10 protein-coding genes are annotated in these 14,344 nt (G+C 52.5%); 4 read left to right on the top strand and 6 right to left on the bottom strand.

Annotated elements, in window-relative coordinates; all coding sequences use genetic code 11:
* The first annotated feature begins 28 nt into the window (after window positions 1-28).
* The gene (locus SH668x_RS13320) at window positions 29-367 is read left to right on the top strand and encodes an RNA recognition motif domain-containing protein (RefSeq protein WP_437185553.1); all 339 of its coding nucleotides are present in this window, start codon (window positions 29-31) and stop codon (window positions 365-367) included.
* 167 nt (window positions 368-534) lie between these two features.
* On the opposite strand, the gene SH668x_RS13315 is transcribed toward SH668x_RS13320, so the two are convergent.
* Window positions 535-2,481, bottom strand: coding sequence for an ATP-dependent helicase (locus tag SH668x_RS13315; protein ID WP_437185552.1), 1,947 nt, complete (start codon window positions 2,479-2,481; stop codon window positions 535-537).
* Window positions 2,482-3,102: 621 nt separating this feature from the next.
* On the opposite strand from SH668x_RS13315, the gene SH668x_RS13310 reads away from it, so the two are divergent.
* The gene (locus SH668x_RS13310; protein WP_437185551.1) at window positions 3,103-4,077 is read left to right on the top strand and encodes a HEAT repeat domain-containing protein; all 975 of its coding nucleotides are present in this window, start codon (window positions 3,103-3,105) and stop codon (window positions 4,075-4,077) included.
* A gap of 339 nt (window positions 4,078-4,416) precedes the next feature.
* Here the strand turns inward: SH668x_RS13310 and SH668x_RS13305 are convergent, their stop codons facing one another.
* From SH668x_RS13305 to SH668x_RS13290, 4 genes are all read right to left on the bottom strand, one after another.
* Window positions 4,417-4,860 (bottom strand): rhodanese-like domain-containing protein, encoded by a 444-nt coding sequence (locus tag SH668x_RS13305; RefSeq protein WP_437185550.1) that lies wholly within the window; start codon window positions 4,858-4,860, stop codon window positions 4,417-4,419.
* 86 nt (window positions 4,861-4,946) lie between these two features.
* Window positions 4,947-6,155: a twin-arginine translocase subunit TatC gene (tatC, locus tag SH668x_RS13300; RefSeq protein ID WP_437185549.1), complete on the bottom strand. Its 1,209-nt coding sequence runs from the start codon at window positions 6,153-6,155 to the stop codon at window positions 4,947-4,949.
* A 214-nt stretch (window positions 6,156-6,369) separates the two neighbouring features.
* A complete protein-coding gene (locus SH668x_RS13295; protein WP_437185548.1) occupies window positions 6,370-8,091 on the bottom strand; it encodes a 2-oxo acid dehydrogenase subunit E2 in 1,722 nt (573 codons plus the stop codon).
* Window positions 8,092-8,445: 354 nt separating this feature from the next.
* Window positions 8,446-9,609, bottom strand: coding sequence for a DUF1570 domain-containing protein (locus SH668x_RS13290; RefSeq protein WP_437185547.1), 1,164 nt, complete (start codon window positions 9,607-9,609; stop codon window positions 8,446-8,448).
* Between the two features lie 136 nt (window positions 9,610-9,745).
* Here SH668x_RS13290 and SH668x_RS13285 point away from each other — a divergent pair, with 136 nt between their 5' ends.
* A complete protein-coding gene (locus SH668x_RS13285; RefSeq protein ID WP_437185546.1) occupies window positions 9,746-11,065 on the top strand; it encodes a hypothetical protein in 1,320 nt (439 codons plus the stop codon).
* Window positions 11,066-11,087: 22 nt separating this feature from the next.
* On the opposite strand, the gene SH668x_RS13280 is transcribed toward SH668x_RS13285, so the two are convergent.
* Window positions 11,088-11,945 (bottom strand): YiiX/YebB-like N1pC/P60 family cysteine hydrolase, encoded by an 858-nt coding sequence (locus SH668x_RS13280; protein WP_437185545.1) that lies wholly within the window; start codon window positions 11,943-11,945, stop codon window positions 11,088-11,090.
* Window positions 11,946-12,718: 773 nt separating this feature from the next.
* On the opposite strand from SH668x_RS13280, the gene SH668x_RS13275 reads away from it, so the two are divergent.
* Complete coding sequence (locus tag SH668x_RS13275; protein ID WP_437185544.1) at window positions 12,719-14,296, top strand: Hsp70 family protein; 1,578 nt, start codon at window positions 12,719-12,721, stop codon at window positions 14,294-14,296.
* Window positions 14,297-14,344 lie beyond the last annotated feature (48 nt).

Raw genomic sequence — 14,344 nt, 5'->3', positions numbered from 1 at the left:
AGAATTCAGCAAGTCAGGTTAGAGAGCAATGGAATCGAAACTGTATGTGGGCAACTTGTCCTACAACACGACTGAAGATGATTTACGAGATCTTTTCAGTCAGGCTGGGGACGTCAAATCTGTCTCGTTGATCAAGGATCGCGAGACTGGCCGTTCCAAGGGTTTTGCATTTGTTGAGATGTCATCTTCGGATGCCGCTCAGAAAGCAATCGACCAATTTCACGGACAGTCGTTTCAGACTCGCACAATGACGGTCAACATCGCGAAGCCACGTGAAGATCGTCCACGTAGCTTCGGTGGCGATAGCCGAGGCGGCGGGAACCGTGGTGGACGAGATGGCGGCGGCCGCGGTGGCCGAGACTGGTAAACTCGACTCACAACTCTTTCGCCGTCCAGAATTCTTCGTCAGCTCTCAGCCGTTAGAACCGCAGCGAAGAGTTGTCGTCGCGTCTTGTCGATTCATTTGCGGAATTCAAGACGGTGTAAGTTGCAGTGCTTACACCGTCTTTATCCGCAGTGTCGACTGACCTCTGGTCAATCTTCCGAGTTTAACTCTCGACGCATTTCCGCGATGAACCGGGATGCTTCGGTCTGGCGAGGTTTTCCCCATTTTCGCCGGCTTGCAGCCCGTGTGAGAGTGAGTGCTTCCTGGGCTCGGGTCACTCCCACATAGGCCAATCGCCTTTCCTCGGCGATTTCCGACTCTGTCCCATCGATGGTCCGCTTGTGTGGAAGCAGTCCCTCTTCCATCCCGACGATGTAGACTCGTGGAAACTCCAAACCCTTTGCGCTGTGTAAGGTCATCATTTTGACAGCGTCGGATTGGGCCATCGCTTCTTTATCAGGCTCTTCGTCCCGTCGTTCGAGCGCGATGGTCGTCAGGTAATCTAACAGGCTGGGGTCGCTGCTCTTATCTACGTATTCGGCAATGGAGTTGATGTACTCTTCGAGGACGGCCTTTCGCTGCGCCTGCTGTTGTTCGTCCTTGTATTGCTTTTCGATTTCCTTGTCGTAGTCGATTTCCCGAATAAGGGCGTGTACGAGATCAGCAATTTGAGTGGGATTTTCCTTGAACTGCACGCGCCAACGTGCGAACTGACCGTGCAATTTCTTGATCGCGTCCAATGCTTTCACAGTGATTTCCTTTTCCGCTGCCGCCTCTTCCGCAACATTCCAGATGGGAATCCCTGACCGAACCGCACGGGTTAATAGTCTTTCACATGCTGCATCACTGATTCCGCGAGCAGGTGTGTTGATGATTCGAAGTAACGACTGTTCATCTTCCTTGCGGGAGATGACTTTCAGATAGCTCAGGAGATCTTTGATTTCCTTACGGTCGTAGAACGATTGACTCCCCATGAGGACGTAGGGAATTTGTTGTCGCCGTAACTCCGATTCGAAGAGTCGAGGTTGCTCGTTTGTGCGAAACAGAATGGCAAATTCGGCGTACGGAATGAACTTCTTCTGATTCAGAAACTTGATCTCTCCGACCACTTTTTCAGCTTCGAGTTGTTCATCGGGATACTCGATGAAACGAACCTCTTCCCGCGCCTTCTTGTTGGCACGCAGCACCTTTTTGTGTCTGTCCCGATTATGTGCCACGAGTTGGTTTGCGAGTTTAATAATGCGATCGGTGCAACGATAATTCTCTTCGAGACGGATCGTCTTCGTTCCTGGAAACTGTCGGGCAAAGCCGAGGATGTGTTTCACTTCCGCGCCGCGCCAACCGTAGATAGATTGATCGTCGTCACCCACCACACAGAGATTGTGATGCGGCCGCACGAGAGATTCGATGATGCGGAATTGAAGAGCATTCGTGTCCTGATACTCGTCAATCTGGACGTGTGAGAATCTCTGCTGATTCTTCTCGAGAACAGATGGGTGATTCTCAAAGAGTTCTTCGGTGAGCAACAACAGATCGTCGAAGTCGACCGAACCGGACGATTTGAGGGCTTGCTGATAGCGGCGATACCCCATGCTCCCCAGAAATTCCTTGTCGTCGTCAGCGACCTTTGCTGCCCGCTCAGGTCCCATCCCTGCAGACTTCCATTGGCTGATGAGGTGCAGCAGATCGCTCGGCTTCAAAGACTTTTCCGTGACGCGAATATCTCTCAGAACCTTTCGAGCCATCGATTCCTGATCGCCGCGGTCGAGAATCGTGAATTGCTTGGGATATCCGAGATTCTCAATGTCTTCTCTGAGAATGTTCACGCATAGCGAGTGGAAGGTCGAAATCCACGGCTTCAGCTTGGATTTGCTTCCAATAATGGCGTGCGTTCGTTCCGCCATTTCTTTGGCGGCTTTGTTCGTGAACGTCACAGACAAGATGCGTTCGGGTGAGACACCGGACTGCAGGAGTCTCGCCATTCGATACGTGATGACTCGGGTTTTCCCTGTCCCCGCGCCGGCCAATACCAGCAGCGGTCCATTGAGTGTCTCGACAGCCTCACGCTGCGCTGAATTGAGTTTTGAAAGATCCATCTCAGCCTAATTGCCCATGCAAATGAAATCGCCATCGAAGTACCACTCGGGCGTCGTCCAGCTGAGCTGGATTGGTTCACAACGGAGTGGATCAACTGTGGGAAGGGATTGCGAAAAACCTCGGACACGGTCATGCCGTCCCCTTGGCAGATAAAATTCGGAGTACAACCGAAAAACTCAACCCAAATGGAAGAAGTGCTACATGCGTTATGTTTGTCGTTATAGACGGAATGTTCGGATTCACAGAAACGATGCGCTGAAGCGCTCTGAAAGTTACAGTCGATAGCATTGCTACAAGGGATTGCCGATCGAATCGATTGTAGAGCCGGATTTTCCCTTGAAAACGCTCGTTTCCCAGGCTCACTTCACTCATCAAATGTTGCCGACAGAACTCGATTCTCTCCTATTTCCTCGTCTCCAAGGCGGGGACGAGGCGGTGAGTATACGGGCGGTCGTTCAGCACTTTGGCAAGAATACTGAACGGACGTGCACAGTATCAACTGCTTGAACGCAGAATCCGTCCGATAGCGCAAAACGCGAAGAATTATTCAGGATGGCGAGTCTAACGCACCTCCTGTGGAATTGAAATAAGCCCCTTCAGTTTGAGGAAGGATACTTAAAATGAAGTGCAAATTGAGTCCAGTCGTGGCCTGTTTGGTGGCTGCCATTTTTGCTCAGGATTCAAGTGCTGGATGGCTGCTGGACGGTATTACCAATTCGTCCGGTAAAGCTTGTGATAGTACTCCAGATTGTCATCCGAGATCTTGTCGACCGAAGATTGTGAGGCCATGTGTCTACCATGACCCAGCCTGCAATCCGAACAAGCCGCTCGGGTGTGCTGAGAATCAGTGCGATGTCAGCGGATGCGCTCCAGTCACTGTCGATAGCTGTGACTCGTCTGGCATTGCAGGTCCTGCAGGTCTATCAAAATTGATTCGACAATCCTATTCGTCGACGTCCGCCCGTGAGCGCCGACAGGCGCTGCATTGGATGAGCCTGCTCTATCGTTGCGATCATTATCCTCAGGTAATGCCGACTTTGGTTTACGCGCTGAATGACGCTGATGAACGAGTTCGCGCCAAGGCTGCCGACGGGATCGGCGATCAGCTGAGAGCCCATCCTCAATGTTGCAATCAAATGGTGCTGAGTGCCCTCACGCATTCGCTAGGAGACTGCGATAAATTCGTTCGTGCTCAGTCCGCGGAAGCGTTGCGGGCCGCTGGATACGACGTTGTTGACGGCTGCTGTAAAACGACCCACGTTCTGTGTCAGGTTCCGTGCCGAGATGCCTGTGATCATTGTGTTTCCGGGGCGACATCAGCACCAGTCACCCCTCAGCGTCCAGCAGCGGCTCCGCCAGCAGCAAAGGAAGCAGTTCCACCAGTCGCCGCGCCAGCAGCGGTGACGGACGCGGTGGCGGAGAATCACGATCAATTCATGCCTCCAACGACAAACCCACCGAGTGATCGCGGTGATCTCAATGCGAAGGCTGAGACCCAAAATCGAACCAATGCAATCGCGATTCCCCGAGCGGAAACCAAGCCAGCTCCGCTTTTCAGGGTGAGTAACGGTTCAGCGGTGAGCATTTCAAACTAGATCGACTCTCACGAGAGGGTGGCGTTCCGGCGGCGATAAACGCAGCATTTGAACGAGTTTTTGCCACCATTCGCCGCCACACACCCCTGAGACAGGTGCTAAATCGACTTCACTCGTTCAACGCAGTCGCTTTCTGGCGATTGGTCGAAGTTCAGATAAAACGCCAGAGCGGCAAGACTCGATGACGTCTTGCCGCTCTGGCGTTGATTTTATTTCGCTCTGTTCGCGGCTTTTAACGGCCGAATCTCGGCCGAATCTCGATCAAATCAGGAAGACACGGTACGACGACTCGCATCCGCTTCTGAGAGAGCGATCTGATGTAAGAACGGGATAACGCTCTTAATAACGCGCGATATTTGGATCGAGCCGCAAGGCCCACGCATCGATTCCTCCTGCCATGCTTTGCGCGTTGGAAAATCCCTGATTTCTCAGCCAGTTGGCAACGCGAAGACTGCGTCCACCATGATGGCAGTGCACGACGATGCGTTCTGTTTGTGATCCATCAAGCTCTCCAACTCGGTCCTGCAATTCGCTCATCGGAAGAAGTGTCGCTCCGGGAATCTTGGCGATGTCGAATTCATTCTGCTCGCGGCAGTCGATAAAGATGAACTTTTCGCCGCTTTCCTGGAGTTGTTGGACACTTTCGCAGTCGAGTTCAAGTGGGAGTGGTGTGTCGGCCATGTTGTGTGCTTTCGTGCCAGAGGTGTGGATCAGTTGAGGTCCACCGTCAGCCCAAATCGTGATTCCGGATTCTGTGACGTCCGCAACTAAAACGCCGCTCACGAGCATGTGCAGTTCCGTCGGCGATAAACTCAGCGTTTGAATGACATATTGCCTGCATTCGCCACTAAAAAAACCTGAGGCAGGGGCTAAGCAGCATCGAGATCAAGAGTATTTGCTTTAGGAATCCATTCGCAAAGGCGGATTCCCAATTCGTAAAGGATGACCAGTGGAATCATCATGAGCAACATGCTCATTGGATCTGCTGGTGTCAGAATGGCTGAGAGAATGGCGATCACCAGAATCGCCATACGACGTTGTTCGCGATAGACATCGGATTGGAAAATGTTGATTCGTTCAAGGAACAGCATCACCAAGGGCAACTGAAAACTGATACCGAACATCAATGGCAGCATGACTGCAAAACTGATCCACTCAGACAATCGAATCTGTGGAGTGATTTCCAGGGTCTTGTTGAAGCCTAAAAGAAAGTTCAACACGAACGGAAACACGGCGTAGTAACAGAAGAGAGCCCCCGTCAGGAACAGACCCAGACTCATTGTTCCAAACACGTACACATACTTCCGTTCATGCTGGTAGAGCCCAGCGGCGACAAACAGCCAAAGCTGGTAGAAAATCCAGGGGCTGGCCAGAAGAATCGCTCCGACGATAGAGACTTTCAAATAGGTCATGAAGGCTTCTTGCACGTTGAGTGTCACAGCCTGTTGAGAGAGTTTGACCGTGGCTTGAAATTGTGCGAATTCTGGTGCGTGAAGTGTGAGCGCGATTTGTTGTGGCTTTTCCGCGGGCGATGAGGCCGAACCTTCAGCAGGTTCACCAGCTGAAGCGGTCTGCTCTGGAGTGGGGCTTTCCGTTGTTGGACTTTCAACTGTCGAAGGTGCTTCGACAGCACTGGCAGCCACCGGAGGGAATCGCCCTGGATCGGCAGTGTGAAGTGCCTGCGCCAGTTCATTCAAACCGACATGGACAGTGATAGAGTCTGGATGAGCGAGTGCTTCCGGTTCGCCATTCGCGGTCTTAGCCTTTTCTTCCTTTTCAGCTTTCGTTCCGGTGAAGAGTTCGGTCAGGGTGTTGAGCCCCATGTCTTCCCAAAACTTAGCCCCTCCCTTTTTTACTTCCTTCGTATCGTCGTGAACTTCAGTATATGCATGTCTCTTGAGCGCACGATCGATCGGATCACGTACGAAATCGACAATGAGTTCACCCTTGTACAAACAGATCACTGCTGCAATGACCAGACCGATGATTGCTCTCAGCAGATGAACGCGGAGTGCTTCCAAATGTTCGCCAAACGACATCGTTGAGTCGTCGAACAGGTCTTTGGTAGGCGTTTTCATAGAAAGAATCCGGGATACCTGAAATGAGGAAATCCGCCACGGACTGTCGTGGCGTCAACCGGTATCCACCCGAGTTGCCCGCAGAAGCAGGCTGTTTGAGCAGCTAGAACGAACAGTATAGATTCGTCGTATTCCGGTTGCAATCTGCAAAAAAAGCAGCGGAAGATTGGAGGTTCTTCCGCTGCGTCGCGTTCTCAGGAAACCGACATAGCTATTAAACCATCGTCAACAGCTGAAACGGATCGTTGAGCAAATTGGTCAGTGCGACAACGAATCGTGCAGCGTCCGCACCATTGATGACGCGGTGGTCATAAGACAGGCTGAGTGGAAGGATCAACCGTTCGACGACTTTGCCGTCGACCAGTTTTAGTTCCTGCTGCCCGCGACACATTCCAAGAATGCACACTTCCGGATAGTTCACGATTGGAGTGAACGCCACTCCCCCGATTCCACCAAGGTTGGTGACGGTGCACGTTGCGCCCTGCATATCCGCGACGGGCAGTTTGCGGTCGCGTGCTTTGGTTGCCAAGTCGGTGATGGCAACCGCGATTTCCAGAATGCTCTTCTTGTCGCAGTCTTTGACAACTGGAACGAGGAGGCCGTTAGGAGTGTCGACCGCACAACCGATGTTGTAATACTTCTTGTAGACGATCTCGTTTGTTTCGGGATCGAGACTGCTATTGAACTTCGGATACGCTTGAAGGCATTTGGTCAGGGCCTTCATGACGATCGCTGTCATGGTTACTTTCGGGCCATTCTTGCCGACCCCGGAAGAAAATCTCTTGCGAGCTTCTTCAAGGTCTGTGATGTCCACGCGGTCGTGCTGTGTCACGTGAGGAATGACGTTCCACGCAACAGTCAGGTTCTCGGCTGCGGTGCGAGCGATCTTGCTCATCTTCTCACGTTCGACAAGTCCGAATCGCGTGAAGTCTGGCAATGGCGGTGGCGCCAGTGATCCAGCAGCCAACACTCCGCCGGTGACTTCGGTACGGGTTGCTGGAAGGGCTGGGGCCTTCATGCGGTCACGGACAAATGCCTGAACGTCTTCGGCTGTGATTCGTCCGCCGCGCCCTGTCCCTTTGACCCCTTGCAGATCGACACCTAACTGGCGAGCCAATCGGCGGGTTGATGGAGCAGCAGGTGCTGGATTCCCTGGAGCAGCAGCTTTCGTCGGAGCTGAAGGCTGTGCTGGAGCAATCGCTGTGGAAGCGGCTGGCTCGGCGGCCTTCGGAGCAGGCGCTGCTTTTGGTTCAACTGGAGCTTGTGCGGCGGCCGCTGCAGGCTTTTCAGGAGCAGGTTTTGCTTCCGAAGATGCGACGCGGCTCGATGTTTCGATCGTGAGGACCAGTTTTCCGATTTCGACGGTGTCACCGGACTTGACGTGAATCTTCTTGATCTTGCCAGCATGCGGGCAAGGCAACTCGACGACTGCCTTTTCCGTTTCCAGTTCCATCACCGGCTGGTCAGCCTTGATGACGTCCCCTTCCGAGACGAGGATTTCTGCGACGTCTGCGGACTTCACACCCTCGCCTAACGGTGGAAGAACGAATTCGATCGATCCCTCGATAATTTCGGTTTCTGAGGCGGCTGGCTTCGCTTCAACGACGGGAGTCGGAGCGGACGCAGGTTTCTGCTCTGCTGGAGCGGCAGAAGCAGGTGCCTTGGGAGCTTCAGAAGCAGGTGCCGCGGGGGCTTCGCTGCCGGTTGCGAGGATCAGCAGCGGGGTATCAACTTTGATCGTATCGCCCGCTTTGACGAGGATTTTTTCGACACGTCCTGCTTGTGTGGACGGGACTTCCATCACCGCTTTTTCGGTTTCCAGTTCCATCACCGACTGGTTCAAAGCGATTTCATCACCAACAGAGACGAGAATTTCAGCAATCTCCGCCTCATGGACCCCTTCTCCAATATTGGGCAGTCTCAGTTCAAAGCTCATGTGCGGTTCAATCTCAGATTTGTTTGCAAAACAGGACGTCGTGTCCGTCTTGCAATGACAGGCAATATGTTGTGTCAATTTCTAAAACTCGTCCCCGGATAATAGCCAAGCATCGCCGGACGTAAAAGGGGATCAACATGGAAGATCAGCAGCGAGAAGGAGGATTTTCGGAAGGACAAATCCGAAAGATGGCCGGCACTCTCCGATATCGCGAGTCAGTCTGCCGGCTTGAACATTCCTTTTTAAGATTCTTTGCTAGACCGATTTTGATGTAACGATCTGAAATAATTGGAGGTTATGGAAGATTTTGAGGCGAGTAGCCGACATTGAGGCAGCCGAGGAACGGATCAGCATTTATTCAAGTTTTTCAACGAAGCGAATGAATTGCGTCTCGAGCCAGCGAAGATCTTTTCCGAACACGCTTTGCATGTCAGCGAGCTTTTGTTCGGAAGTGTATGGGGCCCCGTTCCGTTCCCGTTCGGAAATGACTTTCAGGTATTTGATGTATTCAGATCTGCGATTCTCTGACAAATAGAAGGTGAAGGCCCATGCCTCTGCGTAAAAGTCGAGTGGTGATTCTCGGTAGAGTTGGCCTTCGTCTTTGACTAGATCGATGATCGTGGTGTTCCTGCGTTTGAGGCGGTACTCCTGAAATTGCTTCAGGCGGTTGGAGTTAATACGGCTGGTGGTGTCTTCGCGATTTTTTGAGTTGAGTGCTCCTTCTTCAAGCACGGTCGCGAGTCCTTCAACAACCCAGCGAGGATTTTGGGAAAGGCGTTCGTGCAGCCCATTGTTGAAGGCAAGCTGATGAATTGCTTCGTGGACGAGAGTGGTTTTCGTCACCGGATCGAGTCCGCCTGCCGAATTCCCTTGCGCTTGATCGAAGAGTGAGACCCGATTGGTAAGCGGTGAATAGAATCCTTGAACGAGTTCGAGGGAACTGTTGTCGTCGTCGGAACGGGCTTCGTTCTCAAAGGCCTCTCTCGTGGGGTGAAGAACGACAATTTTCGGAAGCCCGAGTGAGGAAAGCGGCCAATTGCGTCGACGTAGATACCCCGAAAATGCAGATTCTACCTCGTTCAAAGTTGCCAGTATTTCTTCTGTTTTTCCTGGTGGAGCAACAGCGACGTAGTTCCCGCGTGTTCGGACTTCGTACTTGCGCCCGTATTCCTTTTTGAGCCTCTCTGCGACGGTCGAGGTTTTCTCAGCCTGAAACTCTCCGAGCTTTTTGAATTTTGAGATGTCGGCGACGTTCAGGAGTTGAAGTGATCCATCGCGATTCAGCAGCCAACAATGGACCTTGTCGTGGGCAACATTCATTCCCTGGTAAACCGTCCCGTTCACTTTGAGTTCAATCATCGGGCCGGCAGATGCGATGGCAGCTGCGCAGATGACAACCATGCTCAGCGAGTATCTGATCGCCCGGCTGGGTGGATTTCGATTGTGGAGGTCTGTCATAATCCGAGGGCGCCAGAATTGCGGATGTGAATTTCCGAGTTCGCCAACTCTACGCCACATTAACTCCCAAATGTTCAGAGTTCAGTATCGATACTGGCCTCGTCAAAGTCGGACTGCACGGATTGTATGGATTACACGATGTGTCGTCGGTCGAAAGTGTGCTCCGCCGGCTTCTGATAGCGGAATGTGAATCACGATGTGGAACTTGCTGAGAAATGCAGTCGCGTTGTTGTGCTTCGTCAGTTTTTCGTTGCAGTTGGTGCTGGGGAACGACGACAACGCGGATCGCAATACGCATACGGATGTTCAAGAACTCGACGTCGAAGTTCATGCGCTGATTGAGAGCCTCAACTCCCTTGAACGTAAAGTGCGCGCGCAGGCAGAGTCTCGACTGGTTGAGATCGGTTTGCCGGTCACGGAAGGACTCCACAAGGCTGCCGAAGGGGCGAATTCCGGTTTGTTAGAAGTCCTGAATCGTGTTGAGCGGGAAGTTGAAATTCAAGCTGCCAGAGACTCGCTGAAGGGGAGTCTGGTCACGGTGAAGTGGACTGGAGAGCAGCAGTACCTGGAGCCAATTGGGCATGATCTGTTCAGGCAAGCAGACAACGGCGGGATGCTCGAGCATTGGACTGAATTCAACTCTCACAAGATCTCTGAGCTTTCGTTTGAATCAATTCCATTCTGGGAGGGATTCGATCGTCTCTGTCGGAAAGGGGAGATTGGTTGGGACTGGTATTCAGGTTCCCAGCTTCAATTCAACTCGGAGAGACCTCTTTTGCCTGAGGGGCAGATTGAAGTCTTAGGACCGATTCGAATTCAGAGTGAACTCCTGCCGCCAGCGAATCTGGCGATGACAGAGGAAGTGCCGCCGACGTGCCGGGCCAGAATTCGCTTTGATCTTGAGCCACACTTTGCCTGCCGGTTCCTGCGTTTTCGGGACGGGGATTTTTCTCTGACACAGGGGGATGCGATCTGGCGGGCGTTTAGCCCGGAGTCGCTTCATGAGACGGAATTCGCTGGCGATCCGTTCCAAACCATTGATATCTCGCTTCGTCGGCCCGATGGGCTCACACAGCCACCGCAGGGAGTACTCAAAGGAGAGGTGCAGGCCTTCTGTCAACTGGGAGAGGAGTTGCTGGAATTTTCTCTCGATCAAGCTCCCGGTGCGAGACGAATCGCAGGTGCGATGACAGTTGAATTCCTGTCTGCGGTTAGCGATGACGCGGGGGGTGATGTGACGATTCGAGTCACATATCCGGATGGAACCCGCTGGGATTCTCATCGAGTCGACGGCCTGTATCGATGGGCTTGGCTCGCGAAAGGATCGGAAGAAAACTCGCAGCCCATTCACTCAACGAATGTCTCTGTGAAGTATGGAGAAACTTCGGTTCATGAGGTTCGATTTCGCTTCCCAGCACTCGAGTCAGATTTGAAAGAATTCCGATTCGAGTATTTTTCGCCGTGGCTTTATGAATCCGTCGAACTTCCAATTGAACTGCAATTCGTCGCGCCATGATGGCAACTTCGATTTGGTGGCATCACTGGCAGAAGAACCACCGCGAAAGCTGACGTGTTCCGCCATGGCAGGTCGATTTCGTTTCCTGCCAAAGCGATCCGTACCACGTCTCTGGTTCCGGAATTGCCTCAATTTTTCTGGCGATCACCAGTTCGGAATCTTCTAGGTAGACTCCGTGTTTGGTGATTCCATCGTACAGGCTGCCGGGCGACACCTTGGCTGAGTTTTTGACCTCGAGCCAATGAATCGCCATGAGGGAATCTGTCAGGTACTCAGCGCAATGCAATCCCTCGGAACGGGTCCCGGTGACAAAGTGGGTCACCGAGTACTCGCGACCAATCTGTGAGTCGAGTGCAGCCTGATACTTCGTGCATTCCTGTGTTGTAAACGCGCGGTTCGGATGAAGCAGGGAGATCCGGTGTGGGGAATCAATCTCGAGGTACTCTTTGAGCGGAACTTTCCGGACACCGTGGCCGCTGGTGCTTTCATAGATCCACGGAGTGTTCTCTTCCATCACGATTGTTGCGACATGAGTGAATCGGCTGCAGGTGTAGGTTTTCACAGCCAGACAATCACCTCGGCTAAAAATGAGTGAGCCGGTTTGGCAGCGACTTGCGATTTGGTCAACGACCGAGGGCGAATCCGGTGTCTCCGAGAGAGCAATGGGCGAGGCAGAGAGCTTTGGCTTCTCTGGTGTCACGCGCGTCGCCAGTACGGAAATCGCTGGCGTTGGGAGAATATCGTCGGCTGCGATGAATTGCGATTGGAGTACAAAAACAAGACAGATTGAGATTTGAAATAGAGAGTAAAGATGCAACGTAAGCCAGGTTTGCGCGCAGCTGCCTGTGTTCGCACAAGTCCTTCGAGTCCCTATCTGCATGTATTGCGCCGATCCTCAGCGATGTTCAGAGTGACAGGATATTTCAGTTCCTGATCCTCTGGCTGACGGTGAGGTCGATTCCACTGAGCACGTGAACGGCGACATCAAAACGTCTGTGTTGAAATTGACTGGAATGGATCGAAACGCTGTCCCTTGAATTGATCCAACTTCGAGAGACGCGGAATGAGTACCATAAAAGTGCTGTCTGGGGGCAAGGTCAAAATCTCGTTTGTTCGGTCAATCTGGTAGGTTGAGTGTGTGTGTCGTGTTGGTAAGTGGCGTTGTAGTAATGTGTTGAGGGGATTTTATTGTCGGGGTGTTTTGTCGGTTGATTCTGCCGTACGGTTCACAAATTACGGATTGATGGGTGTTTTTTTGTATACGTAGTGGAAGCTTCAAGAGAGCAGTGTTCTTCGTCGTAGAACTTGGGCCACGGGTAGGGACCGTTGCTCCGCTTGAAGGGAGAAGCGGGTGAAAACGTCGTCGTCGGCTGACAGGGCATTGTTTGCGATCAGAGTGGTGCTGATGTGCACGAGAGGATGTTTGCACGCACAAAAGTGAGAAAACCTGATGAAGTTGAATTCACACATCGTTACTGACGCTTGAATCGCATTCACCACGCCGTCAGAATGCAGAACTCATTTTGAATCAAATCACCGAAGCGAATATGGCTGTCGTGAGCTCAGCAACGATTCCAGATGTTGTTGTCATTCCAGCCAAGCTCGTTCTCGTCGAACTGAAAATTTCTAGCGTACACAGCGGGGGGAATCGTCATGGAAATATTGCCTGGCCAAACCGTCGGAATTGATTTGGGAACGACCTACTCCTCGATCGCTCAGTTGAACGCTCAGGGAGATCCGGTGTCGCTTCCCAATGCTGACGGGAAGATGATTACTCCCTCGGTGGTGATTCTCGGGGAAGACAAAAAAGTCATCGTTGGTCCAACTTACGAGCGAATGTCGCTCGAAGATCCACATAACATTGTGGAGGCGATCAAGCGACAGATGGGTAACAAAGACTTCTCGCTGGTGCATGCTGGCCGCACTTATACGCCCGAAGTGATTTCCGCGATGATCCTGAAAAAGCTGACTCAGGATGCAGAAAAAGTGGTTGGACCGATCGCGAACGCGGTGATCACCGTTCCGTATTACTTCAACGATGTTCGCCGTAAGGCCACTCAGGATGCCGGGCGCATCGCCAAGCTGAACGTCATTGACATCATCAACGAGCCGACCGCTGCCACGCTGGCATACGCTTGGCAGATGGGGCAACTTGGTCGTCCAGAAGCGTTCGCCGGTGAGCGAACAATTATGGTGTACGACCTAGGTGGGGGAACGTTCGACGTGACGGTCGTTCGCTACAATGCGACAAACTTCCGCGTGCTGGCGACTGACGGGGACGTGATGCTGGGAGGTCTCGACTGGAGCCGCCGCATCGTCGATTACCTCGCCGAGCAGTTCCACAAGAAGCATGGGGAAGACCCTCGCGAAAACGCTGAAATGATGATGCAGCTCACTCAAGATTGTGAGCAGGCAAAACGCGATCTGAGCCAGAAATCTCAGGTCTCGATCAATATCTATTACAAAGGGAAGAACCTCACTTCCGCCCTGACTCGTAGCGACTTCGAACGCCTCACTGGCGATCTGATGCAACGTACTCGCGACACCACCGAACTGGTGATGGCGCAGGCAGGCGTGGCTCCGGGTGAACTCGACGAGCTTGTGTTGGTTGGTGGATCGACCCACATGCCCGTTGTCGAAACGATGCTGCGGGAAGTGACCGGCAAGGCACCATCGCGGGAGATTTCTCCTGAAGAAGCTGTTTCTCAAGGAGCTGCAATCCACGCTGCGATTCTCGAAGCAAGAGCAACTGGCGGAGGCGGACGTATGGGGCAGGCTGTGCTGACCCGATTGCGTTCCGTGACAGCAACAGATGTGAACTCCCACTCACTTGGAGTGAAGATCAGCGACCCGAACAATCGGACTCGCAAGATCAATCACATCATGATTCCAAAGAATACTGCGATTCCGTTCCAGGTCACCCAGAAGTTTGTTACCAATACGCCGAATCAGCAGCGAATTCACATCTCCGTTCTGGAAGGGGATGCTGTCGATCCAGATGCATGCACAACGATCGGCGATTTCCGAATTCTGAGCTTGCCTCCGAATCTTCCAGCTGGATCTCCGGTTCAGGTCACTTATGAATATGACAAGAACGGTCGTATTCACGCGAGTGCCCGTGAACTGACATCAAATGTCGAAGCCAAGACTGAAATCCTGCGGAATTCAGGATTGAGTGAAGAGAACTTGAGTGCTTTCGAAGTGCTCGCCTCTGAGTACTCCGTCGAGTAAACGTGGATTTCAAAGTGAAGTTTCGATCAGAGTTGGACTGTCAGCTCT

Source organism: Planctomicrobium mucosum (genome assembly GCF_051466335.1).
Taxonomy (GTDB): domain Bacteria; phylum Planctomycetota; class Planctomycetia; order Planctomycetales; family Planctomycetaceae; genus Planctomicrobium.
This window is presented reverse-complemented; position numbering and strand designations above follow the sequence as displayed.

Bases quoted from the DNA above. Each gene is read 5' to 3' on its own strand.
- SH668x_RS13290 (WP_437185547.1), bottom strand. From the start codon at position 9,609: ATGTGGCGTAGAGTTGGCGAACTCGGAAATTCACATCCGCAATTCTGG.
- SH668x_RS13280 (WP_437185545.1), bottom strand. From the start codon at position 11,945: ATGCAGATAGGGACTCGAAGGACTTGTGCGAACACAGGCAGCTGCGCG.
- SH668x_RS13315 (WP_437185552.1), bottom strand. From the start codon at position 2,481: ATGGATCTTTCAAAACTCAATTCAGCGCAGCGTGAGGCTGTCGAGACA.
- SH668x_RS13320 (WP_437185553.1), top strand. From the start codon at position 29: ATGGAATCGAAACTGTATGTGGGCAACTTGTCCTACAACACGACTGAA.
- tatC (WP_437185549.1), bottom strand. From the start codon at position 6,155: ATGAAAACGCCTACCAAAGACCTGTTCGACGACTCAACGATGTCGTTT.
- SH668x_RS13285 (WP_437185546.1), top strand. From the start codon at position 9,746: ATGTGGAACTTGCTGAGAAATGCAGTCGCGTTGTTGTGCTTCGTCAGT.
- SH668x_RS13310 (WP_437185551.1), top strand. From the start codon at position 3,103: ATGAAGTGCAAATTGAGTCCAGTCGTGGCCTGTTTGGTGGCTGCCATT.
- SH668x_RS13275 (WP_437185544.1), top strand. From the start codon at position 12,719: ATGGAAATATTGCCTGGCCAAACCGTCGGAATTGATTTGGGAACGACC.
- SH668x_RS13295 (WP_437185548.1), bottom strand. From the start codon at position 8,091: ATGAGCTTTGAACTGAGACTGCCCAATATTGGAGAAGGGGTCCATGAG.